Below are 24,015 nucleotides of genomic sequence, written 5' to 3'. Positions count from 1 at the left end.
TACAACTAAAGTAAAGGTTGCAACGGTATTAAAAAATGTTTTTAAGATTTAATCTCAGGAATCGTGTTTTTTCCGGTAGGATTTATACCATTTTACAGCCATCATAATGACCAGGGCAAAAATGATCAGGCCGGTTAAACCGTAAACCCAATCTATGGCACTTTTTAAAATCACGGTAAATACAATGGCTACCAGTAAAATGGTAGCTACTTCATTCCACAAACGAAGCTTAAAGGAACTCATTTTACAGGTACCCAGCTTCAGCTGTTTCATGATGCGCTGACAGATGAAATGATAAATGAGCAGCAAAACGACAAAGCCCAGTTTTACATGCATCCAGGGCATTTGCAACAATGCCGGCCTGATGCACAGCATGGTAATGCCCGCCAATACGGTCAGTACCATTGCCGGTGTGGTGATGATGTGCCAGAGCTTGCGCTCAATCTTTTCATATTCTTTTTGGAGAATATTTTTTTCCAGCTCGGGGCGGTCTTTTGCCTCGGTATGATAAATGAATAAACGTACACTATAAAACAACCCCGCCATCCAGCTTACCATAAAGACGATGTGAACAGAGAGGATGTAATAATAGTATTTATCCATAAGATCAGTACTTAAATTCCTTGATGACCTCTATTGCGTATTTTACGTGATCAAATGGAATATCCGGCATAATGCCATGACCTAAGTTAAAGATAAATCCGTTTTGTCCGCGCATGCGTTCAAACAGCCTGAGGATCTCTCTTTTAATTACAGGTTTGTCAGCATACAAAATATGCGGATCGAGGTTACCTTGCACGGCAATGCCGGCAGGTAAACTGTTTTTAATGTTTAAAAGATCTGCATTCCAGTCTACCGAAATCACATCAGGTTTTGCCTCAGCCATAACCGGTGCAAACACCGAGCTTCCTTTACAAAAAGAAATTACAGGAATGTCTTTTCTGTTCAGGTTGGCAATAATTTCCTGGATATAACGGTGCGAAAACTCCTGGTAATCGTTCCAGGACAAGGCCAATGCCCAGCTGTCAAAAATCTGGATGGCATTTACCCCTGCTGCGATCTGCAGGTTCAGGTAAGCTGCCGTTACCTTTGCAATTTTAGCCAGCAGTTTGTGTGCTACTTCAGGCTGGTTGTGCATCAGCAGTTTGGTCAGTTTAAAATCTTTAGAAGAACCACCTTCAACCAGGTAACTCATTACCGTAAATGGCGCACCGGCAAAGCCGATTAAGGGAATACTGCCATTTAAACGTTGCTGGATCACTTTGATGGCATCTGCTACGTATTGCAGCCTGTCCAGCACATCCACTTCCAAAGCATCTACGTCTTTAAGTGTACGCACCGGGTTGGCAAATTTAGGGCCTACGCCCTGCGTAAAGCTCAACTCCCCGCCCATCGCTTCGCCGGTTACCAGAATATCTGAAAACAGAATAGCGGCATCAATCCCCAACAGGTTTACCGGCAACATGGTTACATCAGCAGCAATTTCAGGTGTTTTGCACATTTCTAAAAACGAGTATTTGTTTTTAATCTCCCAATACTCTGGCATAAACCTACCTGCCTGGCGCATCATCCATACTGGTGGGCGTGCTGTTTGTTTTGAAAATGCTGCATCTAAAAATAACGTATTCATGTCTTCTGATTTGTCTTCTATATGTTATAAGCTGTTCGCTTCTTTTTCTATTTTACTGATGATATCCTGTGTTTTGGCAGTTACAGCCAACTCTTTAGCTTTATTTAAATAGGCGGTACAACGTTCTTTATCTTTTTTCCTTAAGGCCAGATTAGCCAGATGGATCAGCACAAAGGCCTTATCATTCTTGCCGCCCAGCGGAAAGCGGCTGGCAATCTGAAAGTGATGTTCTGCAATATCGTATGCTTCCTTTTTTAAGGCGATGTTGGCCCGCATAAATTCATAATAGCCGCGTCTGTTCCTGGCCAGCCTGTCTGGGTTATGCACCTCAGCCAGCACCTTTTCGGTGCGTTCATAATCCCCGTTTTTAAAATGCTTTGAGGCCAGTAAAATGGAGCTGTGCTTAAAATGGCTCCATATCACAAAGGCAAACAAAAAGCCGGCAAGTGTTGCCAGCTGATATTGAACATAAAAAAGGCATACCACAGCGGAGATGGCAAAAAGCGCCATCAGGGCATACCTGCCTTTTGAATTATACATTAGTGAATATCTGTGAACTTATATCCTACACCTCTGATGGAATGAAAATAAACCGGGTTCTTCTGATCCGGTTCGAAATACTTACGGAACGTTAAAATAAAGTTGTCAATGGTTCTTGTAGACGGGTAAACATCGTAATTCCATACCGTTTCTAAGATCTGCTCACGCGAAACGGCTTCATTTTTACGCTCGATCAGCAATTTTAACAGCATGGTCTCCTTTTTGGTTAAAGGTACGATCACACCATCATCCTGTTTCAGTTCAAATGAATTGAAATAAATGGTTTTGTCACCGATTTTATACGAGTTGATTTCTTTTAAGTCATCCGCTTTCATGCTGCGTTTTACCAGGATACCCACCCTAAGGATCAGTTCTTCCAGGTTAAAAGGTTTTACCAGGTAATCATCGGCACCTTTTTTCAGTCCCATCACCCTGTCTTCACTGGTATTTTTAGCCGTTAAGAAGAGGATAGGTACTTCTGTATTTTCCAGTCTGATGGTTTCACATACCTGGAACCCGTCCATTTCGGGCAGCATTACATCCAGGATAATCAGGTTAAAGCGTTCTTCTTTAAAAACTTTTAATGCAGTTTTCCCGTCTTTTACGGCATGTACTTTATAACCTTCAAGCTCAAGGTTCAATTTTATGGCATCCAATAAATGGTCTTCATCTTCAACCAGCAGTATTCTTAATTTCTGTTGCATAATCAACTAAATGTTATTTCAAAAATAGCACCTTGCGGTACGTTATCTCTAACGCTGATATCAGCGTCGTGGCTTTGTAATACTTCCTTAACAATAAACAGGCCTAAACCCGTTCCTTTTGATTTTCTGACATTCTCATCACCAACCCGGTAAAATTTATCAAAAATCAGCATCTTTTCACTGTCTGGGATACCTGGCCCTTTGTCAGACACCCTTAAAAAAGGATGCCCGTCTTTTTCTGTCAGTTCAACCGCCACATCAGCACATGGCCCGGAATATTTTACTGCATTTTCTACCAGATTGGTAACTACTGAAGAAAGTGCAAACTGGTCGCCCATTACTTTGATCCCTGGTTTGATCACCGGACTGATCAGCTGCTCACATCCGCAGGAATGTACCTGCAACCTGTCAGTGATCTTTGTAACCAGTTCAGACAGGTCAAATTCCTCCTTAGGGAAGGAATAAGAGCGATTTTCTATCTTGGTAGCCAGCAACATGTTCTCTACCAGGTCGTCTAAACGTTCAATATCTTTTAAGGAATTTCCCAGTAAAGAGGTCTGTCTGGCCTTGTCCAGGTCACGTTTGATAATGGTCTGGATGGAGAGTTTAATGGCCGCCAGAGGCGATTTCAATTCATGGGTTACAGACAGTAAAAAATTTTGCTGCTGCTCGCGCAGGCGCTCTTCTTTTTTGATAGACTGGTGTAAAAAATAGGCCCCGATACACAACAGAAATAAAAACACTGATCCCTCTCCCATTACCATTGCCATTCTGGCAGGTTCCAGCCTTACAACCAGGGTTCCCCAGGAAATCAATTGTACTAAAGCGTACAACAGCATGAAATAAAATATTATGATCGATTTCTTCAAGATTACCAGTATTTTAGCTTATAAAGATACCATTATTTACTTGTTCCTAAAAACAACATCAAGGCTTTCGAATATTGCCCTTTTTGCCTTCTCCAGCTCTATTTTTGTGTGCGCAGCAGAAACAAAACCTACTTCGTAGCCTGAAGGACCTAAATAAATCCCCCTGTTTAAGAGTTCCCTGTGCATTATTTTAAATTTCTCCATGCTGCTATGCTCAATGTCATCCGCACGCCGGATCTTATCTTTGTCTGTAAAGGCGATCCAGAAAATAGAACCTACATGAAACACCTTTACTTTATAATTCCTTGCGGTGGCAAAACGTTGCAGGCTCTCGGCAAATTCAGTGGCCTTATTGTTTAGCTCTTTATAAAAACCAGACCTTAACAGTTCGCTGAGCTGGGCGATTCCTGCGGCCATAGCTATCGGATTTCCGGAAAGTGTACCCGCCTGGTAAACACCTCCATCTGGTGAGATATGGCCCATAATTTCGGCTGATGCACCGTACATGCCAACTGGCAATCCACCGCCAATGATCTTACCATAGGTAACAATATCAGGTTTAAGCCCATAATACGCTGCAGCGCCTTCAAAGCCCAATCTGAAACCAGTGATCACCTCATCAAATATCAATAAGGATTTATTTTCTTTACATATGTTTTGCAGAAATTCGAGGTATGCCGTATCCTGCATCAGCAAACCGTTGTTTGCAGGTATACCCTCAATAATTACTGCTGCTATCTCCTCTTTAAACTGGGCAAAAGCCTGGGTCAAAGCCTCCGTATCATTTAAAGGCAATACAATGGTTTCCTGTGCAAATGCCTTAGGCACACCTGCGGAAGAGGTTTCTCCAAAGGTGACCAAACCAGAACCCGCCTTTACCAGTAAGGAATCGCTGTGGCCATGGTAACAACCGTCAAACTTAATGATCTTATCCCTGCCGGTGAACCCACGTGCCAGCCTGATGGCCGACATCACAGCTTCAGTGCCCGAACTGGTGAAACGGATCTTTTCAACAAATTTATTGTTTTTGATGATCAGCTCGGCCAGCTCATTTTCCAATGCAGTCGGCGCACCGAAGCTCATGCCATTTTGCATCACCTCAGTAACTTTTTCTCTGACTTTTGGGTGATTATGACCTAATATCAATGGCCCCCAGCTGCCACAAAAATCTATAAACTGATTCCCATCTGCATCCCATACAAAACAGCCATCTCCTTTTTGAATAAAAAGAGGCGTGCCATGAACCGACTTAAAAGCCCTTACCGGAGAGTTTACCCCACCCGGAAAATAGTTTTTTGCTTTTTCATACAATTCTGCCGATTTCTCCCTGGAAATATCCGGTTTACTGCCTGTGTTTACAGGTACCTCGCCTTCATTTCCTGAAAACATTTTTTTTAAAGATTCTAACATTTCTATAATCTATATCCAGTTCTTTTCAACCATATCCCTGATGTGATAGGTGGTAATGATACTCGCCCCTGCACGTGCAAAAGCATGCATGGTTTCCATAACTACCTTTTGCTCATCTATCCAGCCCTTTTGTGCAGCGGCCTTAACCATCGAATATTCTCCTGATACATTGTAGCAGGCAATTGGTAAATCCGTATGTTGTTTCAGGTTATGTATCACATCCATATAAGCCAGGGCAGGCTTTACCATCAATACATCTGCACCTTCGCTTTCGTCCAGTAAGGCTTCCCGAAGGGCTTCATTGCCATTTCTAAAATCCATCTGGTAAGCTTTCCTGTCTCCCTTGCCGGGCGCGCAATCTGCCGCTTCTCTGAAAGGCCCATAATAAGCCGAGGCAAATTTAGTAGCATGCGACATAATGGCAGTATTTACATAACCCGCTCCGTCCAGCACTGTTCTCATTGCAGCAACACGGCCATCCATCATATCCGATGGGGCCAGCATATCAGCGCCAGCCTGGGCATGGGTAAGTCCCATTTTGGCAATGACTTCAACGGTTTCATCATTCTGCACATAATCATCCTTTAAAATACCGCAATGGCCATGTGTTGTATAAGAACATACGCAAACATCAGTTACGATATACAGGTCATCACCAAAGTTCTTTTTCAATAAGCGCACAGCAGAAGGCACTAAAGAGTGGTCGTGATAAGCCGCTGCCGCATTTTCACTTTTCTCCTCCCCAACACCAAAAAGCATGATCTTGTTTACGCCCAGCTTTAAGCCTTTCTCTACATCAGCGATCAAGGTATCCTCAGAAAAATGACTGATACCTGGCATCGCATCCAGTGGATGTACAATACCTTTACCTGGCACAACAAAATAGGGGTAAATGAACATGTCTTTAGACAACCGGGTTTCGGCTATCATCTCTCTCACAACTGGATTCTTTCTTAATCTACGCGGACGTTGTACCATCATTATATTATTTAATATCTATCCCGAAAACGGCTTCAGCTAAACCGATCTCATCCGGGGCATAAGGTAAAATACAAGCTACCCCCATCTCTTCAAACTTTTTGGCTGTAGAATTACCGATAGCGATCACCCGCTGTCCGGGCTCGAGTAAATTGTCAACAAAATAAGCATCTACATTAGACGGGCTGGTAAATATCAGCACCTCAGCATAGGTCTGGTCTATATCTTCTTCGATAACGGTCTCGTAAATGGGCAGGTCCACTACTTTGGTGTCCGGCTTTAAAGCTTTCTGGATACTCAATAAAGAATCCTGGGCCCTCGGGAACAATACAGTTTTTCCGGATACTTCTTCTGCAAACAACTCTGCCACCTCATCTATATCCCCACCCTCGCCAACATAATCGGCCAGATGCCCGGCTCTCCTTAAAGAATCCTCAGACCCTTTACCCGCTACACCAAATTTCACATGTTTGGGCAACATAGGCTTCAGGTTAAAGAAATAGTCAACACTGTTCCTGCTGCTGAAAAATATCCAGTCTATGTGTTTTAAATAAAAAGGATCCAATACTGTTACAATAGGGAAAGTACGGATCAACGATCTGTCATCTATTTCTATATGGTGCTTTTGAAGAGCTTTTCTAAAATAATTGTGTTCCCCCACTTCACGGGAGATAAATACTTTGGCCGGAAACTTCCTGTCCGGACTAAATTTAGCGACAATCTTTTCTGCCAGTCCATCCAGTTTATCTACCCTGTAGAACAAACGATCAGGAAAATCTTCATCCGTTTCTGCCTTGGAGGTCCATACTTCATATAATCCTTCCTCTTTTTTACAATAACAACCCAAGGGCATATGACAACCGCCTTCAAACAGGTTCAGCACCTTGCGCTCAATGGCTATTTCTTCGGCAGTTTCGGGATGGTTTATTTGCTGCAGTACATCAAATAACTCCTGATCATTTTCCCTGATCTGAATGGCAAGTGCCCCCTGTGCAGGAGCCGGAACTAGTTCAGTAGTATCTACAACCTCTACATGGAATTCAGAAAGGTCAATATTCAAACGGTTTACCCCTGCTTTTGCCAGCAGAATAGCGTCATAATCTTCATCCCTTAATTTCTGGATGCGGGTGGGTACATTACCCCGTAAATCTTCAATATTTAAATCAGGACGAAGCGCCAGTAACTGGGCTTTACGCCTGTTGGATGAGGTGCCAACCATCGCCCCTGTTTTCAGGGAAAGCTTATGACTGATGTTTACACAGTCTTTAAGGATCAATAACAATTCAGATGGATCTTCACGCTCGGTAACCGCAGCAATGGTTAAGCCTGTCGGATGAACAGTTGGCAAATCTTTATGAGAGTGTACAGCGATATCAATAGTACCACCCAAAAGTTCTTCTTCGAGTTCTTTTGTGAAAAACCCTTTACCCTCCAGCTTGTCCAGCCTGAGGTTTAAAATCTTGTCGCCCTGGGTTTTGATGATCTTCAGTTCAGCTTCAACACCGATAGCTGCTAATTTATCCTTAATGAAATTGGCTTGCCATAAAGCCAGGTCGCTACCTCTTGTACCTATAATAAGTCTTTTCACGTTGATGCTAATTTTTGCGCAAATTTAGCTATTCTTTACCAATATCTCCTTTGCCATGACCATTGGCACGCTGATGTATTTTTTTTCCATGTAATTCATCACCTTTTCCAATAATAATCTCGAGTTTTCATCAAGTTTATCAATCTCGTCAGCAAAGATACCATTGATAGCAGTATGCTTAATTTCCTTAATTTTCTGCGGAACACAGCTCATGGCAATTTCAATTTTACGCTGGCGCAATACCAGCTCAAAATCTTTGATATTTTCTTCGATGATGTGTTCGGCATTCACCAGTTCATCATAGCGTTCCTGAATATTTTTACGGGCAATCTCTTTTAAAGATTCAACCTCTATGTAGTGCAGGGGGAAGTTTTTAACCACTTCAGCAGCGGTATCATTGGGAATGGCCAGATCCAGAATTACCTTTTTACCGGTATCGCCGTTCAGCAGTTTTTTATAAATTTCTTCTGTGATGATCGGTTCAGTAGCTCCTGTACAGGTAATGATCACATCAAATCCCTGTGTATAATTTTCAAGTGCTATAAGTGGATAGGCTGTGCCGTTCAGTTCTTTAGCCAGTGCTTCGGCGTTTTTTAAAGTTCTGTTAAAAACAGAGAAATTGGAGTATTTATGTTTTTTAAGGTATTGTGCCAGCAATTTGTTGGTTTCTCCTGCACCAATAATGAGTAGTCTAGCCTCACTTGAACACATTTTAAGGTCACGCAGTTTGCGGTAAGCAAGCGAGACAATGGAGACGGGATTTTTAGAGATATTGGTATGCGTATACACCTCTTTGGCCGTTTTTACCACCCTGTTCATGATCATCCGCATGTAATCACCGGTAAAACCAGCCACACGACAGGATTCATAAGCTTTACGAATCTGCGCCAGGATCTCCTTCTCGCCTACAACCAGGCTTTCCAGTGAACAAGATGTACGCAGCAGGTGGTTAAATGCATCTACCTGTTCATATGCCGATACATTTTCTAAAAACTGCTCCATATATTGTGCGGGCAGCCCCATGTCCAGCACGGTTAAAAACCGCAGGATAAAATCTTTATCTAAAATACTTGAAGAAGTGAATACAAATTCGACACGATTACACGTTCCTACATAGAATATTTCTTTAACACCTAACTCCGATTGAATGTTCCTCAACCTGTCGTCTAGCGTCTGCTCACATATCACTAATTTACCTAAGGATTTTAAGTCAATCTGTTTATGCGTAAAAGCAATGATCTTTAAATATTCCAAAATTTATTACCCTGTTTGTTTTTAGCGAAACAAAAGTAATAAGACAAGGTTGTTCCACTGTCATTATGCTGTAATTAAGAGCTATTTAGAAAGATTTTAAATAAACAACTACCACTAAACATCCGCATTTTAATTTTGTTATATTGGCTAAACACCATACATGTAGACATATATGATCACAACAGCACATTTTTTATGGAGTGGAGCTTCCGGAAAAACCATATCCGCAGATTGTACTTATGACGATAAAAACACAAATCAAGACACCATAATTTTCATTCACGGCTTTAAAGGCTTTAAAGACTGGGGAGCGCACAACCTAGTTGCCTCTTTTTTTGCCTCAAACGGCTACAGATATATCAAATTTAATCTGTCGCACAGTGGGGTTACCGTCAAAAACACCAATGATGTAACCGACATGGAAACTTTTGCAGCCAATACGATCAGTAAAGAACTGACCGATGTTGATGCGGTAATTGATGATGTGACAGCACGCTGGCCAACTGCTTCTATTAGCCTTATAGGGCATAGCAGGGGTGGCGGACTGGCCATTATACAGGCTGCAAAAGATAAGCGCATTCATAAGCTCATCACCTGGTCTGCCATTTCCGATTTCTCGAGCCTGTGGAAAAAAGAACAGGAAAAAGAATGGACAGCAACAGGAAAAATATTTGTAGAAAATGCCCGTACTAAGGAGAAAATGCCGTTAAACAGCACTTTGCTGGATGATTTTAATCAAAACAAAGAAAAATTAGATATTATAAGCGCAGCAAAAAAGATCCACATTCCCTGGCTCATTCTTCATGGCGACGATGATGTCAACGTCCCATTTAGTGTGGCGCAGCAGCTGGCACAAAAACAGCTAAAGGCAAAAATACAGAAGATAGCAGGGGCGAATCATGTTTATGGGGCTTCCCATCCTTACATTAGCAAACAACTTCCTGAACATTTACAGGAAGTTGTAGAAAAAACACTGGTATTTTTACTTCAGCATTGAGGCTTCTTTCTTTTTTACCATTACGCTTACGCGGTAAACCAAAAATATACATAAAAGAATTAATGCAGAGACCACAATCCCCAGGGTATCATAATGCTCCAGCGGACTACTTTTGGTTTTCTGTGTTACGATTAAACCTGCACTTAAGGCAGCAATACCGCCCGCCATCTGTTGTACCGAGGCATTTACACTCATAAAGGCACCTCTGTCTTTTAAATCAGGCACACTCATGGTAAGCGCAGTTGCAGGTATCATCCGGCTCATTACTCCCATAAACAGGATCATATTGATCACAATTACCTGCCACAGGGGCACCGGGCTTAGGTTAGTGTACACCAGTATCAGCACAACAGCCAGCAAAGAACCACCGGTAAATACCATAAATTTGTCTACCTTATCGCTCAGTTTTCCAATCATGGGCATAATGACTATGGAAGCGAGACCGGTAAACATAAATACCAATGGCAGCTGCGCTTCAGAGATATTAATATTATTAATCAGGAATGCGCTCCCGAAGGGCATTAACATAAAGCCCCCTACACTCATAAAAGCCGTAGCAAAAAAACCTGTCTGATAAGAGCGGTTGGTGATCGAATGCCACAAATGCAAAAAAGGACTTTTATCTGATTGTATGGCCAGGTGCTTATCGATAGGCTTTACCTTGATCAGGATGGCAATTCCTATCAGAACGGCAAGGATCACAATCATTAAAAAAGACGAGTGCCAGCCCCAGATATTGGCAAAATAAAGGCCAATCGGAATACCAAGCACCTGGCTGGCGGCAAAGCCCATCTGTACAATCCCCATTACCCTGCCCCGCTGATGAACTTCAAAAAGATCGGTAACAATGGTCATAGAAATGGCTCCGATCACCCCGCCAAATAAACCCGTTACAATCCTCGCGCCCAATAACATTTCGTAATTGGTAGCTAAAGCACAGCACAGTGTACCGACAATAAAGCCGCTGTAAAAAAATAGGAGTAGTTTTTTACGGTCAAATTTATCAGCAAAGCCAGCTGCCAGAATGCCCGAAGCACCAGCACTGAATGCATAGGAAGAAACCACTAGGCCGAACCCTTTCGGGCTCATGGATAGCGATTTCATTAAAAAGTCGCCAAGTGGCGCAAGTACCATAAAGTCCAGTACAATTGTAAACTGCAGTAAAGCCAGCAAGGCAATAACCAGCAGCTGGTAAGGACTAAAAGGTTCGGTTATATTTTTTTGAGGTTGTTGCATTGCTGATCAGGGTTAAATCGGTTTTTGTTTAAAATGAAGAGAAAGCGTTAAATAAGTTCTTCACAATGGTAGCCATTTTGTGCAACCAGTTTAATCACTTCTTCGCGCTTAAGGGTAGGTGATACGATGCGCAGTACGCAGTCAATATCCTGTAAATCGACCGTCCATTGATCAATCTGGTATTCTTCCATGACCTTACCGATATAGCGTTTATCTCCTTCCGTACGTATATCCGTTTTAAAAAGCAAGATATGTTCAATATTGATGTCCATAATTGTAGTTTTAGTTTTCCGGCCTTTGCAGCCATTTATTTTTTTAATGCTTTAATTACCAGCTCAAATGTTTTCCAAAGGATTTCATCTGTCAACACAAATGGTTTGCCGCCTAAACTCTGCCCCTCATTATGGAACCTGATCAGGTTATACAAAGGTGCAAAAGCTATACTCCAATAAGTTTCAAAAGGCATTTGGTCAATTTCTCCCCTTTCAATGGAATTGTGCATAAACTTACCAAGAGGTTCTTTAAAGTTCTTTCCAAAAACTTCCAAAACCTTTAACTGGTAGGTAGAAGTACGCAGCTGTTCTATCATCTGTGCGGACCATGGATTTTCAAACAAACATTTCGCCCTGTTTTTCCACTGCTGTTTTAATCCTTCTTCAAATGAACTCTCGGGGTCAAAGTTTTCCAGCATAATCGCACTCATACGTTCTACTTCCTCTATACCAACCTTTAAGATCAGGTCGTCCTTGTCCTGATAATAAATGTATAAGGTTGCTACTGATATTTTGCAGGCCTTAGCAAGCTTACTCATCGTAAAACCCTCAAAACCAACCTCAACCAATAGCTCTATCGCTTTTTGTTTAACCAGTTCTACTTTATTTATATCCCTTGCACGCATAGTGTTATAATTGCGATACAAATATAAATGAATATTCATTCATTTATAAAATATATTTTCACCTATTTGCAGATTTGACTTTTTGTAGTTGTTTATTTGCACTTCATAACCATTAAAAAGAAAATATACTGATGGAGAATCTCTTAACATATATCCATTCAATTACCGGATTTTCTGATCAAAGCTGGGAATTACTGCAACCTGCATTGTCAGAAAAAAAGTTTAAAAAAAATGATTTCTTATTAAAGGAAGGAAAGGTTTGCAATTCCTTGTTTTACATCAACGATGGTTATTGCAAAAGTTATTATGAGATTGACGGTGTGGTAAAGAATACCGGCTTCTTTTTTGAAAATGATATCGCGACAAACATCAGCAGTTTTGGCAGCGGTCAAAAATCCGAATTCAATATCGTAGCATGTGAAGCCCTTGATGTAGTTGTATTTGATAAAGAAAAATTATTTGAAGCTGCTGAACAAGCTCCTGAAATAGAAACTTTAGGCCGTAACTGTATCCGGTTATTTGCTTCAAAACAAGAAGAATTTTCAACGTTATTTAAGTTGTACACTGCGGGGGAACGCTTGGCATACCTGGAAACTAAGCATCCCCGGCTATTGCAAAGAGTTCCACTGGTTCAGTTGGCCTCATTTATGGGTGTAGCCAGAGAAACCTTAAGCAGAATCAGAAAGCGAAGATTGCTTTAATCATTTTGTGACGAAGGTCACAGTCATCAGCCGTCAGTTCTTATGACCTTTGTAATACATCAATTAAAGTTTAAAAATGACAAAGCTGAAAAAAATTAATGCAGAATCCAATGTTTTAACCTGGTTTGAAATTCCCGTATCAGATACAAAAAGAGCTAAAAAATTCTATGAAACCATTTTGGACCTTAAAATGAGTACCAGGGAATTCCCTGAAACCAAAGAAGAGCTCACCTTTTTCCCCTATAACCCCAATATCATACAGGCCACCTCGGGAAGAATAACTGGCGTACTGACTAAGTCAAATACCAACAGCCCTTCCGATAAGGGTACCCTGATATACATCAATGCGAGCCCCACCATCCAAACCGTTATTGATAAAGTAGAAAAGGCCGGGGGTAAAATTCTGGTTCCCAAAACGGCAATGAATGCAGGGTTTATTGCAATAATTACTGACAGCGAAGGCAACCGGATCGGGCTTCACGCTGAAGAATAATTTCGTTTTTGCATTAAGCGCCATGCTTTACACAAAAATTACCTTCTCTGAAGAGGCATAGCGCCTTTGCGCTTTTTCAGCGCAATTGTGCAGCCTCAGAAGAGAACGGTTATTTTTGCACCCAATTCCCGTCTTCTTTAATCAACTCAATTAAATCATCCAGCGCCCGGGCAGCATTTACATTCTTCTTCACCACTTCCTTGCCCCTGTACAATGTTATTTTATCCGGTCCGGTACCCACATAACCATAATCGGCATCTGCCATTTCACCAGGGCCATTCACAATACAGCCCATAATGCCAATCTTAATCCCTTTCAAATGATCGGTACGTGAACGGATCAACTGTGTGGTTTCCTGCAAATCAAATAAGGTTCTTCCGCAACTTGGGCAAGAGATGTATTCTGTTTTGGAGATCCTGGCACGTGTAGCCTGCAAAATGCCAAAACTGGTTGAATTGATTAAAGAAAGGCCAATCGAATCATCCGCTTTTATCCAGACGCCATCACCCAATCCGTCCGTTAGTAATGCCCCCAGGTCCGTTGCCGCATATAACATCAGCTCATCGGAATTTAACTGCGGGTAGCTTCTGCTTATGATTACCGGCAATTGCAGGTTTTGCTTCATTAAGGAAACAAAGAAAGCTCTTTGCAGGGCTACCCCCTGAAGGGCTGATGTTTCCAGTATCAAAACAGCATCGTTCTTCAGTATAGAAAGGTCTTTTCCTTCCAGCGCTTCCGCGTTAATCTTAACCAGATTTAAAGTTTCATCCTTCGGCTCCGAAGCCTGGTATTCCTCAAATGAAAGTAGCGGATGGCAGTTATTCTTGTCTTTTAGCGAAAGCCAGGTCTTGTAATTATAAACCTGCTTTAAATTTCCCGGAAATGAAAATGAGGGCAACTGATCAGCCAGGTAAACCATATCGCAAGCCTGGTCGGCCATATTGTATTTGTCTAATCCTGCACTGTAATTGTAGCCGGCTGCACTTAAAAAGTAAGGATCTTTCAGGTTTTCCGCACTTACATCCAGCATTACTATTGGATGATGGTGCCCGCCAATATGTTGCACCGGCATGGTAGCTCTTCGCTGATATTCGAAAGGATTGTAAGAAAGTTTTTCTGCGTCGATCGTCTTTGATGCGGTAAACAAAGTTTTCCCATGCAAATCAATGGCACGCCTTTCGTATCTCGCTGCCAGCGCCTTCGCGACAGGGGCTTCAAATTCCGGATCTTCTGTCAATGAGACTCTTATGGTATCACCAAGTCCATCTTCCAGTAAGGTACCGATACCTACTGCCGATTTAATCCGTCCATCTTCCCCATCACCAGCCTCAGTTACCCCCAGGTGCAAAGGATAGTTCATGCCTTCCTTCACCATTGTTTCGACCAGCAAACGGTAGGCCTGCACCATCACCTGGGTATTGCTGGCTTTCATAGAGATCACCAGGTTATAATAGTTCAGGTCTTCGCACATGCGGATAAATTCCATGGCCGATTCCACCATTCCCCTTGGCGTATCGCCGTAGTGGCTCATGATCCGGTCTGAAAGTGAACCGTGATTGGTGCCGATGCGCATTGCCGTTCCGTATTCTTTACAGATCTTAACCAATGGCGCAAATTTCTTATAGATGCGTTCCAGTTCGGCCTGATAAGCCTGCTGGGTATACTCGATATTTTCAAAACGTTTTTTATCGGCATAGTTGCCAGGGTTTACCCTTACCTTCTCAACGATCCGCGCCGCAGCTTCTGCTGCATTTGGCGTAAAGTGAATATCAGCAACCAGAGGTACATCATACCCTCTCAACCTCAGTTCCTTCTTAATATTCGCCAGGTTTTCTGCCTCTTTCATACTCGGGGCAGTAATGCGTACATATTCGCATCCGGAATTCACCATTCTGATGGTTTGTTCTACCGTAGCCAGGGTATCCATCGTATCTGTAGTGGTCATGGATTGGATCCGGATGGGATTTAAACCACCCATTGGGACATCTCCTATCGAAACTTCCCTTGTCAAAAACCTTGAATATAATGATGTATCTTCCATGACTAACAAATTCTGCAGCAAAGATAAAGATTAAATTATATCAAGCGGTCCTTAATCACCAGCGTATTGGATAGGACATCATGAAAACATTGTTGCTTCTTGTTCAGGAAACTGTACAAATACCCGAAAAAGAAGGGGGCTGTAGAAATCACTTTAGAAATGTTGCGAAGTAGCGCAACCGGAAATGAAAGCCTGTTCCCCATCAGGTCTGTGACTTTAATATTCAGCAACCGCTTTCCGATTGTTCCCTGGTTAATAGAAGATTCTGCAAAACTCCCATATAACAATTTGACAGCAGGAATAAAGAAAGCCGATACCATTCCCAAAAAGATCATGCCTTCTTTGTCATTCATAAATAAAAAAGCTACAAAAAGAAAGACAGCAAAACCCAATACAATAAAAAAATAATCTATAGCCCATGCCAGTAAACGCTGGTCGAAAGCAGCAAAATATTGCGGGGCAGTCTGCTGGTATGTAAAACCCAGAAGCGCACGCAGTTCCGGGAACTCGTGCGCTTCTTTATAATCGTCCATCCCCGGTTTTCTGATAAAGGTTCCGGATGTGATCTGCAGCTTTTCTAACTGTTCTAACAAATATGGCCCTTCAGGCTTTCCGTTGATGACAACTGTATATTCCGTATGATTTTGCTCCACTTAATATCTTTTCACCTCAAAGCTACTCAATCCGCCGTCAAGATTTATAAATATCTTATGAGTTGAAGTACCATAATTAGCCGTTTCAAAAGTTCCGTCGGCTTTTTTGGTAAAGCCTGTAAATTCTTTAGAAGAAAGACCTGTTTTAGCGCGGATCCGACATCCTGATCCTGCAGGGATATTTATTTTCACATCGGCTATCCCTGTTTTCACCTTCACATCAGTAATGGGTAGTGTACTGCCTAATTTCACATCCAGTGCGGCAGCACCACCATCAAAACTAAATTCCCGAACTTTATAAGCCGAAAGGTCAAAATCAACTTCTCCAGCACCCATATTCACATGAATCTCCCAAACCGGAGCAGTATTTAACATTAAATCTACACTGTTTCCGCCGTCACCAACATTCCAGCTGCCCTTTCCATTCATCTTAAAATTCAATGTCCTGATGCTGTCCATGGTCTCATTTTTCAAAGAAAATGTCCCACCTCTTTTTCTGACGCTTGCACTGATCAGGCTATCTGTATGCCCTTTAAGATCAAAAGATGTTCCCCCACCCGATATATTAAGGATGGTCCGCACAGGCAATGAATCAACATAAGGCTGCGAGAAAGTTTGTTCCTCAAACCTCTCTGCATCACCATCATAACCACCATCTATGCGCTGTTCTACCGATGCGCTTTTTTTATGCGCGGGTACTTCCTGGCCTTTAAAAAAGAGCAGTCCTAAGGTAACCAGCAGAATTGCAATGGACACAATGCTCCCAACCTGGGACTTATTCCTGTTAAACAGAATGTTCACACCCGCGATGATCAGGAATATTGGCCAGAAACGCCATACACTCCACCAGTAAAAGTTAATCACCCCAAAATTTTCCAAAAGAAGTACCCCGCCAATAAAAAGCAGAATGATACCCCACATTATTCTATCCAGCTTCATAACTATATCTCCTTTTTTGTGAAATCAATACCACTTCCTGTCTGGCCAGCCGGCGCATCAGGACTTTCCGGAACAATTGGTTCAGCCGGAGCATTTTCCGGTTCTACAGGCTCCTGCATATTTTGCTGCTTCCACTGCTCCCAGGCACTTTTATTTTTCGATTTGATGATAAAGCTGGCGCCTATTGCTACAAAAACCAGGGGCCATAATTTGGTCAGTTGAAATCCAAAAGGGATCAGGTTAAATTCATCCATCAGGAAATACATACCAATCACCAGCAGAAACAAGCCTGCAACGGTGCGTCCTGTTTCATTGCTACTTTTTTTATAAGGTTTAAAATCACCTGCTTTTTTCCAGGACTCAAAACTTTCGTTACCCAAACCTGCATCGTTTACTGTTGAAGAAGTCCAGTTCTGATAAGGACCTTTACTTTCTGTCGTTTTCGGTTCAAAAGGATTTGATGCTTCAAAAGGCTTCTGCTGTGTATTAAAAAAATCATTAAATTTCGAGAACCTGGCTGCCGGGTCATTATTTACCGGTACCACAATCCACATAATCAGATAAACCAAAATCCCTGTACCCACTAAAAAGATAGTCGAAAGCACAAACAGCAATCTGATGATGGTTACATCCACCTCCATATACTCGGCAACGCCAGATGACACACCTGCAATTACCTTGTCATGCTCATTTCTAAATAATCTCTTTTCCATGATAATTTCCCTCCTGTTATTTTTAAAACTGTAATGGTTTTAAAATTATCTCATCAACATTTACACCTTTACTCAAATTTAAAATGGTGTACAAAGTACTGGCAATATCTTCTGGTTGTACAAAACGTTCAGCCGGAATGGTTGTTCCCTCCCAGGATGAAGTTAATGTTGAACCCGGTAATATGGCCGTCACTTTAACGTTGTATTTTGATAACTCCTGTCTCAATACATCATTAAGACTGAGCAAGGCCGATTTAGTTACAGAATAGCTTCCCCCATTTTCTACAACCTCCTTTGAAGCAATAGAGCAGATGTTAAAAATATGCCCTGACTGCTGCTCACGCATGATCTTGCCGAAGTACTTAGCTAAATAATAAGCTGCTTTAAGGTTTAAATCCAACTGCAGTTCCAGCTTATCATCTGTTTCATCCAGCAAAAGCCCTGGCAAATACGTCCCGGCATTGTTTACTAAAACATCTGCATTACCAAATTGTTCCTGCACCGCCTCACAAAAGGCATAAGCTTCTTCTTTAACACTAAAATCAGCTTTAAGTGCCAATACACGGGCACCCGTATATTTCAATTCTTCAGCAAAGCTTTCCAGTTCCTGGCTGTTTCTGGCTCCTATAGCAAGGTTATACCCATGTTCTGCCAGCTTAAGCGCAATGGCTTTGCCAATACCCCTGGTGGCTCCGGTTATGATTGCATTCATTGTTGTATCTGTTTGATCAGCCGCAATATTACCAAAAAATGACATACCCCAAAACTTAGCCGCAAAAGATTTGTTAGAAAAATGATGGCTTGTAAAGGTTTCAACTTTTTATTGTTTCTTTGTATGAACATTGCGTAAATACTATAGTTAATATTTCCTTGAATGAATTTTACCAATTTTGGCAGATACCTCCTTTTACTTAAGGCTGTATTTAGAAGACCTGAGAAATTTAAAATATACCTGAAGGCTATTTTTAAACAAATGGACTTTATCGGCGTTGGCTCTTTGGGTCTGATCGCCATCATATCAACCTTTATTGGCGCTGTAATGACCTTACAAATCGCTTTCCAGCTGGTAAGTGATTTCATTCCTAAAACCATAATTGGTTCCGTAAACCGGGACTCCAGTATACTGGAATTGAGCCCTACCATCAGTGCAATTGTGCTTGCAGGTAAAATCGGCTCGGCCATTTCTTCCGAGATCGGGACAATGCGCGTAAGTGAGCAGATAGATGCTTTAGAGATCATGGGCATCAACTCTCCTGGTTATCTTATTCTGCCTAAAATCATCGCAGGCATTACCATGGTACCTTTACTGGTGATCATGTCTATGTTTCTGAGCATTACCGGTGGTTATATTGGTGGTACTTTATCCGGTGCTGTTTCGCCGGCTGAATATATCCAGGGCATCACTACAGACTTTAATCCTTATACTATCGTAGTTGCGTTAGTTAAGGCCTTTGTGTTTGGTTTCATCATTACCTCCGTACCAGCTTATGAGGGTTTTTATGTAAAAGGAGGTGCTTTAGAAGTGGCACAGGCCAGTACTAGAGCCGTAGTAGTCAGCTGTATCTCCATCCTTGCCTGTGACTACATCGTAACCCAGTTATTACTATGATCGAAATTAAAGACATCTACAAATCATTCGGCGATAACGAAGTACTCAAAGGCATATCGGGTAAGTTTGAAGCCGGGGTAACTAATCTGATCATTGGAGGTTCTGGCTCGGGTAAGACAACCCTCTTAAAATGTATGATCGGCTTACATCATCCTGAAAAAGGGAGTGTAGAATATGACGAAAGGGAATTTACGACAATGACCTTCGAAGAAAAGATCGAGATCAGGAAAGAGATCGGCATGCTTTTCCAGGGCTCTGCACTTTTTGATTCCATGACTGTAGAGGAGAACATCATGTTCCCTTTAAATATGTTCACCGAACAAAGCCGCAAAGAAAAACTGGAAAGGGTAAACTTTTGCCTGGAAAGGGTAAACCTGGAGGGCAAGAATAAACTTTTCCCTGCTGAGCTCTCCGGAGGGATGAAAAAGCGTGTGGGTATTGCCCGCGCCATCGCCATGAACCCGAAATATTTATTTGTAGATGAACCCAATTCAGGTCTTGATCCTAAAACATCCATCGTAATTGATGAACTGATCAAGGAGTTGACCGAAGAATACAACACCACCACCATTGTGGTTACCCACGATATGAATTCGGTAATGGGGATCGGTGATTACATCCTGTTCCTTCACGAAGGAAAGAAATTCTGGGAAGGTTCCAATAAGGAAATCGCCCATACCGATGTTCAGGAACTAAACGACTTTGTTTTTGCCAGCCGCTTTATGAAGGCCGCCAAAGGAAAATTTTAATATATATCCATTTTATGATAAGCCTGCTAACCCCCACACACTGGAAAGATTATGAGTTAATTGATTGTGGTGATTTTGAAAAATTAGAACGTTTTGGCAATTTGATTTTATCCAGACCAGAGCCGCAGGCCGTTTGGAAAAAGACCTTATCTGACCAGGAATGGAAAAAACAGACCCATATCCGTTTTAAAGGTCGCTCTGCAACTTCCGGTGAATGGATCAAAAATTCTGCAAAACTCCCGGACAGATGGAATGTGGAATATACCAACAATGACGTCACCATTAACCTGCGTTTAGGGCTAACCTCTTTTAAACATGTGGGCGTATTTCCTGAACAGGCTGTAAACTGGGATTATATCTCTTCCTCAATTAAAAAGTTTAAAACAACGAGCCCGAAGGTTTTGAATTTATTTGCCTATACGGGCGCAGCCTCTTTAATCGCTAAAGCTGCAGGGGCAGATACTACGCACGTAGATTCGATCAAACAAGTGGTAAACTGGGCCAACGAAAACCAGGAACTATCCAAGCTTAGAGATGTAAGATGGGTGGTTGAAGATGCCCTTAAATTTGTAAAAAGAGAACTCAAACGTGGTAAAAAATACAATGGGATTATTTTAGACCCTCCGGCATTTGGCCATGGCCCTAATGGCGAAAAATGGAAACTGGAAGACCATATTCAGGAAATGATGATGGAAGTAGTGCAGCTATTGGATGAACAGGAACACTTTTTAATCCTGAACACCTATTCATTGGGCTTCTCCTCCGTGATTGTAGAGAACCTGATCAAAACCTCTTTTCCGCAGGTTAAAAACCTGGAAACCGGAGAACTGTATTTACAGGCTACTTCAGGGATTAAATTGCCACTGGGTGTTTTTGGAAAATTCAACAGTTTTTAACCCTGTCCAGTTCGGTAAAACTACCTGTAATCCATTTAAATAATAAAGCGCCGGATACTCAAACCGGCGCTTTTCCTTTAAACACACTCGAACCCAGTAACACCTTACTGACCAAGCTTCTTTACTGATTTTTGTTACTTAAAAAGAGGAGCTTCCGGAGGGCTCCGGAAGCTTATCCTCATCAACTAAACTAAACCAAATAGTATCTTTATATTTTTTTTATCAGGTAAGCCCTGATCATTATTTTACCTTTCAACTTATTATTTTTAATTTTTCTTTTTATTGTTTAGAATCATTTTAAATAACACTGCAAGTATAGTAACTTATTTAGAATAATTCCAAACAATATTAAAATATTTTTATAGAATACCATTAAAGCTGTTTTTTTATTCCTGCGAAGAACACTATACTTGTATAATTTTAATATACAAATACCATATCTATGAAAATACCTCATCTGGCAGGGATTATTTTAATCAGTACAGCAACAATGGGATTATTTACCAGTTGCGCCTCTGACGCAAAAAAAGCGAGCGGAAAAACCAAGATCACCGCATCAGGTGATACTGTAGCTGTTGAAGATGAAGAAGACACGACCCGTGTACCCGTAGATACGGCTAAGTACAAAGCCCTGATGGCAAAACTTGCGAACGGGGATACTACAGGCAAATGGCCGGTAAAAAAAGAGGTGTATCCTCTTGCAGGTGCCATACTTCCATTTAAACGCATCGTGGTGTATTATGGAAACTTGCATTCAAAAAAAATGGGTGCCCTGGGTGAATATGCACCTAAAGAAATGTGGCGGAAACTAAACGTGGAGATTAAACACTGGGAAAAGGTAGATCCTTCTACTCCGGTACAGGCAGGTCTGCATTATATTGCGGCTGTGGCCAGTGGCACTCCAGGCAGAGATGGAAAATACATTAACCGTATGGCCAATTCTCAGATTGATTCTGTATTGGCCATTGCTAAAATGCGACCAAACACCATTGTATTTTTAGATTTACAGGTTGCCCTGAGTAACATTAAAGCAGAATTGCCGCATATTGAAAAATATCTACAGATGCCTCAGGTACACCTGGGTATTGATCCGGAATTTTCTATGAAGGATGGTTCCCTTCCAGGCAGGAAAATAGGTACATATGATGCTGCAGATATCAATTATGTTTCACAATACCTGGCAGACCTCGTCAAAAAATATAATCTTCCTCCAAAGGTATTTGTTGTACATCGTTTTACGAAAAAGATGGTTACCAATTCTCAGAACATCAAATTACGTCCGGAAGTTCAGGTGGTAATGCACATGGATGGATGGGGAGAGCCGGAGCTGAAGAAAGGTACTTACCGTCACTTTATCTATTCAGAGCCGGTACAGTTCACCGGGTTTAAATTGTTTTATAAGAACGATTTGAAGAAAGCACCAAACCGGTTAATGACTCCTGAGGAATTGATGAAATTAAAGCCTGTGCCGATTTATATACAGTATCAATAGCAAAACAGGTATATTTTGCTTTCATAAAAAGCCTTTGCTGAAAATCAGCAAAGGCTTTTTTTATTTCCACCTGTCATAGGCACCTGTAAACGGATCATATTTAAACGTATCAGACCAGCTGCTGGCCAAAACATCTTTACCAGTGTAAACAACCCCTATAGTGGTAATTCCCTTAGCTCCATCATCTTTAACCCTAACGCAGGCGATTGGTTCTTCATATTTATAAATCCATACCGCTTCGTTGCCGCCCTTTTCTTTGTCTGGCCTTAAGCTCCATTTTTCTCCATCCGGTTTAATGAGTTCGAGGCCACCATCTTTAATCACTTGATGAAAAATGAGGTTACCTCCGGTGTCTTTCCAGGTGCAGGTATCGCCTGGATTGAATACGCTTTTCTCTAATTTTTGTTTTACATAGTTTTGAGTTATACCCTGTTTATTACTCCCTATCTGCCCTGCGGAATCTAAATAATAATGTGGGATGATGTATTGTTTTTTACGGTGAATTTTTTGATTGTTTTGGTCATAATCGTGCTCCCAGTGCTGCAGATGCCAATGGGGCGGAAAATCATGATGGGCCCTTGGAGCAGACGATTCACAGTTGATCAGGAAAAACTCTCCAACAAACTTCTGGTTTTCACCGTTCATGCTGCCCATGATCCGTAACATTTCCTGGCAGGCCATTGCATAGTTGGCCGATGCGGCGAGTGCCTTTTCGGGATAAGGAATATCTAAATACTTTCCGCCCACGCGGTATCGCCAATTGTGATAAAATGAAATCTTCGCTCCGCCTTTAGGGTTTTGGTAGGTACTGGTTACATGTCTTCCATCTGAGGTATCGTTGACCATCTGGAAACCGTACTTGTCCCCGTTCTTCTTAAATTCCACATCTGTACGGCCGATGATTGCCCGAACAATTTTGACACCCGGAGCGTAAATTTCAATTTTAGCCTGTACAAAAGGCTCCACCTTGGTTTCCACTTCAAAAAATATCTCCAAATCACTTTCTCCATTATACCAGGTCTTATTTACCGGGGTAAATGCAGTAGTTGAAGTCAAAAATTGAAGCGTAGGTTTCTCCGTGCATTTGGAGGGGCGCTCCTTTATCAATCTAATGCAGATTAGTCCAGCCCATGCCTGTGTACTGAAGACAATGGCCACACATAAGAGTATACTCTTTTTAAATAATTCTTTCATATGATGAATCCGTTATTCGGTTAAAAAAATCATTTAATGGTAATATCAACATTTTTTACAGATTCCTTATCGGTATAAACTGTGGCGCTCCTGGCGATAAAAGTAACCCTGTAAGTTCCGGGAACAGCATAAACGTATTTAAATTCAGCTATTGCCGCATCGGCATATGCTTTAATTGGCCTGCCAACATCTACTTTTGTGGCGGGTGGCTTAGGTGTATCTTTGTACAAATATTCCTTTCCTGTTTCTCCGGAATAAAAACTGATCTGAAAGGGTTTGCCCGACAATTTAAAAACAACCTCTTCTCCTGCATTAAACGTTGATGCGGCTGTGCTCACTTCAAAGTCATTAACCTCGGTATTGTTTACTTTTTTGCAACCAAATGATACACTTAGCAGCAAAATAAGCCTGATATATTTTAATTTCATTTT

The 24,015-nt window shown here is 41.6% G+C and carries 26 protein-coding genes; 7 read left to right on the top strand and 19 right to left on the bottom strand.

The window, feature by feature from the left end; genetic code table 11:
• Positions 1 to 54: 54 nt before the first annotated feature.
• From hemJ to hemA, 9 genes are read right to left on the bottom strand one after another with little or no spacing between them, the layout of a single operon-like run.
• The gene (gene hemJ, locus R2Q85_RS12360; RefSeq protein ID WP_316812097.1) at positions 55 to 603 is read right to left on the bottom strand and encodes a protoporphyrinogen oxidase HemJ; all 549 of its coding nucleotides are present in this window, start codon (positions 601 to 603) and stop codon (positions 55 to 57) included.
• 4 nt (positions 604 to 607) lie between these two features.
• Positions 608 to 1,630 carry a uroporphyrinogen decarboxylase gene (gene hemE, locus R2Q85_RS12355; RefSeq protein WP_316812096.1) on the bottom strand — a complete coding sequence of 341 codons (1,023 nt, stop codon included), beginning with the start codon at positions 1,628 to 1,630 and terminating at the stop codon, positions 608 to 610.
• Positions 1,631 to 1,654: 24 nt separating this feature from the next.
• A complete protein-coding gene (locus tag R2Q85_RS12350; protein ID WP_316812095.1) occupies positions 1,655 to 2,170 on the bottom strand; it encodes a hypothetical protein in 516 nt (171 codons plus the stop codon).
• Positions 2,170 to 2,874 carry a response regulator transcription factor gene (locus tag R2Q85_RS12345; RefSeq protein WP_015809248.1) on the bottom strand — a complete coding sequence of 235 codons (705 nt, stop codon included), beginning with the start codon at positions 2,872 to 2,874 and terminating at the stop codon, positions 2,170 to 2,172. The genes R2Q85_RS12350 and R2Q85_RS12345 overlap by 1 nt, the downstream gene beginning before the upstream one ends.
• 2 nt (positions 2,875 to 2,876) lie before the next feature.
• Positions 2,877 to 3,743 (bottom strand): HAMP domain-containing sensor histidine kinase, encoded by an 867-nt coding sequence (locus R2Q85_RS12340; protein WP_316812094.1) that lies wholly within the window; start codon positions 3,741 to 3,743, stop codon positions 2,877 to 2,879.
• Between the two features lie 36 nt (positions 3,744 to 3,779).
• A complete protein-coding gene (hemL, locus tag R2Q85_RS12335) occupies positions 3,780 to 5,153 on the bottom strand; it encodes a glutamate-1-semialdehyde 2,1-aminomutase (RefSeq protein WP_316812093.1) in 1,374 nt (457 codons plus the stop codon).
• A gap of 9 nt (positions 5,154 to 5,162) precedes the next feature.
• Positions 5,163 to 6,131: a porphobilinogen synthase gene (gene hemB, locus R2Q85_RS12330; RefSeq protein ID WP_316812244.1), complete on the bottom strand. Its 969-nt coding sequence runs from the start codon at positions 6,129 to 6,131 to the stop codon at positions 5,163 to 5,165.
• Positions 6,132 to 6,138: 7 nt separating this feature from the next.
• Entirely contained in the window at positions 6,139 to 7,719 is a 1,581-nt protein-coding gene (hemC, locus tag R2Q85_RS12325) for a hydroxymethylbilane synthase (protein WP_316812092.1), read from the bottom strand.
• 24 nt (positions 7,720 to 7,743) lie between these two features.
• The gene (gene hemA / locus R2Q85_RS12320; RefSeq protein WP_316812091.1) at positions 7,744 to 8,973 is read right to left on the bottom strand and encodes a glutamyl-tRNA reductase; all 1,230 of its coding nucleotides are present in this window, start codon (positions 8,971 to 8,973) and stop codon (positions 7,744 to 7,746) included.
• A 172-nt stretch (positions 8,974 to 9,145) separates the two neighbouring features.
• On the opposite strand from hemA, the gene R2Q85_RS12315 reads away from it, so the two are divergent.
• Entirely contained in the window at positions 9,146 to 9,970 is an 825-nt protein-coding gene (locus R2Q85_RS12315) for an alpha/beta hydrolase (RefSeq protein ID WP_316812090.1), read from the top strand.
• Here R2Q85_RS12315 and R2Q85_RS12310 read toward each other — a convergent pair.
• Genes R2Q85_RS12310 through R2Q85_RS12300 form a run of 3 tightly spaced genes read right to left on the bottom strand, consistent with a single transcriptional unit; the run spans position 9,956 to position 12,104 of the window.
• Positions 9,956 to 11,206: an MFS transporter gene (locus tag R2Q85_RS12310; RefSeq protein ID WP_316812089.1), complete on the bottom strand. Its 1,251-nt coding sequence runs from the start codon at positions 11,204 to 11,206 to the stop codon at positions 9,956 to 9,958. The two genes, R2Q85_RS12315 and R2Q85_RS12310, sit on opposite strands and share 15 nt — an antisense overlap.
• 47 nt (positions 11,207 to 11,253) lie before the next feature.
• Positions 11,254 to 11,478 carry a hypothetical protein gene (locus tag R2Q85_RS12305; RefSeq protein WP_316812088.1) on the bottom strand — a complete coding sequence of 75 codons (225 nt, stop codon included), beginning with the start codon at positions 11,476 to 11,478 and terminating at the stop codon, positions 11,254 to 11,256.
• A 35-nt stretch (positions 11,479 to 11,513) separates the two neighbouring features.
• On the bottom strand, positions 11,514 to 12,104 hold the full coding sequence (locus R2Q85_RS12300) for a TetR/AcrR family transcriptional regulator (RefSeq protein ID WP_316812087.1): 591 nt from the start codon (positions 12,102 to 12,104) through the stop codon (positions 11,514 to 11,516).
• A gap of 131 nt (positions 12,105 to 12,235) precedes the next feature.
• Between R2Q85_RS12300 and R2Q85_RS12295 the strand changes: the two genes are divergently transcribed.
• Complete coding sequence (locus tag R2Q85_RS12295) at positions 12,236 to 12,805, top strand: Crp/Fnr family transcriptional regulator (RefSeq protein WP_316812086.1); 570 nt, start codon at positions 12,236 to 12,238, stop codon at positions 12,803 to 12,805.
• Positions 12,806 to 12,881: 76 nt separating this feature from the next.
• Positions 12,882 to 13,298 (top strand): VOC family protein, encoded by a 417-nt coding sequence (locus tag R2Q85_RS12290; RefSeq protein WP_316812085.1) that lies wholly within the window; start codon positions 12,882 to 12,884, stop codon positions 13,296 to 13,298.
• 109 nt (positions 13,299 to 13,407) lie between these two features.
• Here R2Q85_RS12290 and ispG read toward each other — a convergent pair whose 3' ends face one another.
• From ispG to R2Q85_RS12265, 5 genes are read right to left on the bottom strand one after another with little or no spacing between them, the layout of a single operon-like run.
• Entirely contained in the window at positions 13,408 to 15,339 is a 1,932-nt protein-coding gene (ispG, locus tag R2Q85_RS12285; protein ID WP_316812084.1) for a (E)-4-hydroxy-3-methylbut-2-enyl-diphosphate synthase, read from the bottom strand.
• 35 nt (positions 15,340 to 15,374) lie between these two features.
• Positions 15,375 to 15,992, bottom strand: a complete 618-nt coding sequence (locus R2Q85_RS12280) for an RDD family protein (RefSeq protein WP_316812083.1) — start codon at positions 15,990 to 15,992, stop codon at positions 15,375 to 15,377.
• Complete coding sequence (locus R2Q85_RS12275; RefSeq protein ID WP_316812082.1) at positions 15,993 to 16,931, bottom strand: LiaF transmembrane domain-containing protein; 939 nt, start codon at positions 16,929 to 16,931, stop codon at positions 15,993 to 15,995.
• A 2-nt stretch (positions 16,932 to 16,933) separates the two neighbouring features.
• Complete coding sequence (locus R2Q85_RS12270; protein ID WP_316812081.1) at positions 16,934 to 17,644, bottom strand: PspC domain-containing protein; 711 nt, start codon at positions 17,642 to 17,644, stop codon at positions 16,934 to 16,936.
• Between the two features lie 22 nt (positions 17,645 to 17,666).
• Positions 17,667 to 18,356, bottom strand: coding sequence for an SDR family oxidoreductase (locus tag R2Q85_RS12265; RefSeq protein WP_316812080.1), 690 nt, complete (start codon positions 18,354 to 18,356; stop codon positions 17,667 to 17,669).
• A 162-nt stretch (positions 18,357 to 18,518) separates the two neighbouring features.
• Between R2Q85_RS12265 and R2Q85_RS12260 the strand changes: the two genes are divergently transcribed.
• From R2Q85_RS12260 to R2Q85_RS12245, 4 genes are all read left to right on the top strand, one after another.
• Complete coding sequence (locus tag R2Q85_RS12260; protein ID WP_316812079.1) at positions 18,519 to 19,253, top strand: ABC transporter permease; 735 nt, start codon at positions 18,519 to 18,521, stop codon at positions 19,251 to 19,253.
• The gene (locus R2Q85_RS12255) at positions 19,250 to 20,002 is read left to right on the top strand and encodes an ABC transporter ATP-binding protein (protein ID WP_316812078.1); all 753 of its coding nucleotides are present in this window, start codon (positions 19,250 to 19,252) and stop codon (positions 20,000 to 20,002) included. The genes R2Q85_RS12260 and R2Q85_RS12255 overlap by 4 nt, the downstream gene beginning before the upstream one ends.
• A 14-nt stretch (positions 20,003 to 20,016) precedes the next feature.
• Positions 20,017 to 20,898 carry a class I SAM-dependent methyltransferase gene (locus R2Q85_RS12250; protein ID WP_316812077.1) on the top strand — a complete coding sequence of 294 codons (882 nt, stop codon included), beginning with the start codon at positions 20,017 to 20,019 and terminating at the stop codon, positions 20,896 to 20,898.
• A 442-nt stretch (positions 20,899 to 21,340) separates the two neighbouring features.
• A complete protein-coding gene (locus R2Q85_RS12245) occupies positions 21,341 to 22,390 on the top strand; it encodes a hypothetical protein (RefSeq protein WP_316812076.1) in 1,050 nt (349 codons plus the stop codon).
• A 60-nt stretch (positions 22,391 to 22,450) separates the two neighbouring features.
• On the opposite strand, the gene R2Q85_RS12240 is transcribed toward R2Q85_RS12245, so the two are convergent.
• Complete coding sequence (locus R2Q85_RS12240; protein WP_316812075.1) at positions 22,451 to 23,584, bottom strand: hypothetical protein; 1,134 nt, start codon at positions 23,582 to 23,584, stop codon at positions 22,451 to 22,453.
• A 29-nt stretch (positions 23,585 to 23,613) separates the two neighbouring features.
• Positions 23,614 to 24,012 carry a DUF5017 domain-containing protein gene (locus R2Q85_RS12235; RefSeq protein ID WP_316812074.1) on the bottom strand — a complete coding sequence of 133 codons (399 nt, stop codon included), beginning with the start codon at positions 24,010 to 24,012 and terminating at the stop codon, positions 23,614 to 23,616.
• Positions 24,013 to 24,015 lie beyond the last annotated feature (3 nt).

The organism is Pedobacter heparinus, from assembly GCF_032678725.1.
In the GTDB taxonomy this organism is placed as follows: Bacteria; Bacteroidota; Bacteroidia; order Sphingobacteriales; family Sphingobacteriaceae; genus Pedobacter; species Pedobacter heparinus_A.
This window is presented reverse-complemented; position numbering and strand designations above follow the sequence as displayed.

Excerpts from the sequence above, each read along its gene's own strand:
- hemJ (WP_316812097.1), bottom strand. The coding sequence starts at position 603 with ATGGATAAATACTATTATTACATCCTCTCTGTTCACATCGTCTTTATG.
- hemE (WP_316812096.1), bottom strand. The coding sequence starts at position 1,630 with ATGAATACGTTATTTTTAGATGCAGCATTTTCAAAACAAACAGCACGC.
- R2Q85_RS12350 (WP_316812095.1), bottom strand. The coding sequence starts at position 2,170 with ATGTATAATTCAAAAGGCAGGTATGCCCTGATGGCGCTTTTTGCCATC.
- R2Q85_RS12345 (WP_015809248.1), bottom strand. The coding sequence starts at position 2,874 with ATGCAACAGAAATTAAGAATACTGCTGGTTGAAGATGAAGACCATTTA.
- hemL (WP_316812093.1), bottom strand. The coding sequence starts at position 5,153 with ATGTTAGAATCTTTAAAAAAAATGTTTTCAGGAAATGAAGGCGAGGTA.
- hemB (WP_316812244.1), bottom strand. The coding sequence starts at position 6,131 with ATGGTACAACGTCCGCGTAGATTAAGAAAGAATCCAGTTGTGAGAGAG.
- R2Q85_RS12315 (WP_316812090.1), top strand. The coding sequence starts at position 9,146 with ATGATCACAACAGCACATTTTTTATGGAGTGGAGCTTCCGGAAAAACC.
- R2Q85_RS12310 (WP_316812089.1), bottom strand. The coding sequence starts at position 11,206 with ATGCAACAACCTCAAAAAAATATAACCGAACCTTTTAGTCCTTACCAG.
- R2Q85_RS12305 (WP_316812088.1), bottom strand. The coding sequence starts at position 11,478 with ATGGACATCAATATTGAACATATCTTGCTTTTTAAAACGGATATACGT.
- R2Q85_RS12300 (WP_316812087.1), bottom strand. The coding sequence starts at position 12,104 with ATGCGTGCAAGGGATATAAATAAAGTAGAACTGGTTAAACAAAAAGCG.
- R2Q85_RS12295 (WP_316812086.1), top strand. The coding sequence starts at position 12,236 with ATGGAGAATCTCTTAACATATATCCATTCAATTACCGGATTTTCTGAT.
- R2Q85_RS12290 (WP_316812085.1), top strand. The coding sequence starts at position 12,882 with ATGACAAAGCTGAAAAAAATTAATGCAGAATCCAATGTTTTAACCTGG.
- ispG (WP_316812084.1), bottom strand. The coding sequence starts at position 15,339 with ATGGAAGATACATCATTATATTCAAGGTTTTTGACAAGGGAAGTTTCG.
- R2Q85_RS12275 (WP_316812082.1), bottom strand. The coding sequence starts at position 16,931 with ATGAAGCTGGATAGAATAATGTGGGGTATCATTCTGCTTTTTATTGGC.
- R2Q85_RS12270 (WP_316812081.1), bottom strand. The coding sequence starts at position 17,644 with ATGGAAAAGAGATTATTTAGAAATGAGCATGACAAGGTAATTGCAGGT.
- R2Q85_RS12265 (WP_316812080.1), bottom strand. The coding sequence starts at position 18,356 with ATGAATGCAATCATAACCGGAGCCACCAGGGGTATTGGCAAAGCCATT.
- R2Q85_RS12260 (WP_316812079.1), top strand. The coding sequence starts at position 18,519 with ATGAATTTTACCAATTTTGGCAGATACCTCCTTTTACTTAAGGCTGTA.
- R2Q85_RS12255 (WP_316812078.1), top strand. The coding sequence starts at position 19,250 with ATGATCGAAATTAAAGACATCTACAAATCATTCGGCGATAACGAAGTA.
- R2Q85_RS12250 (WP_316812077.1), top strand. The coding sequence starts at position 20,017 with ATGATAAGCCTGCTAACCCCCACACACTGGAAAGATTATGAGTTAATT.
- R2Q85_RS12245 (WP_316812076.1), top strand. The coding sequence starts at position 21,341 with ATGAAAATACCTCATCTGGCAGGGATTATTTTAATCAGTACAGCAACA.
- R2Q85_RS12240 (WP_316812075.1), bottom strand. The coding sequence starts at position 23,584 with ATGAAAGAATTATTTAAAAAGAGTATACTCTTATGTGTGGCCATTGTC.
- R2Q85_RS12235 (WP_316812074.1), bottom strand. The coding sequence starts at position 24,012 with ATGAAATTAAAATATATCAGGCTTATTTTGCTGCTAAGTGTATCATTT.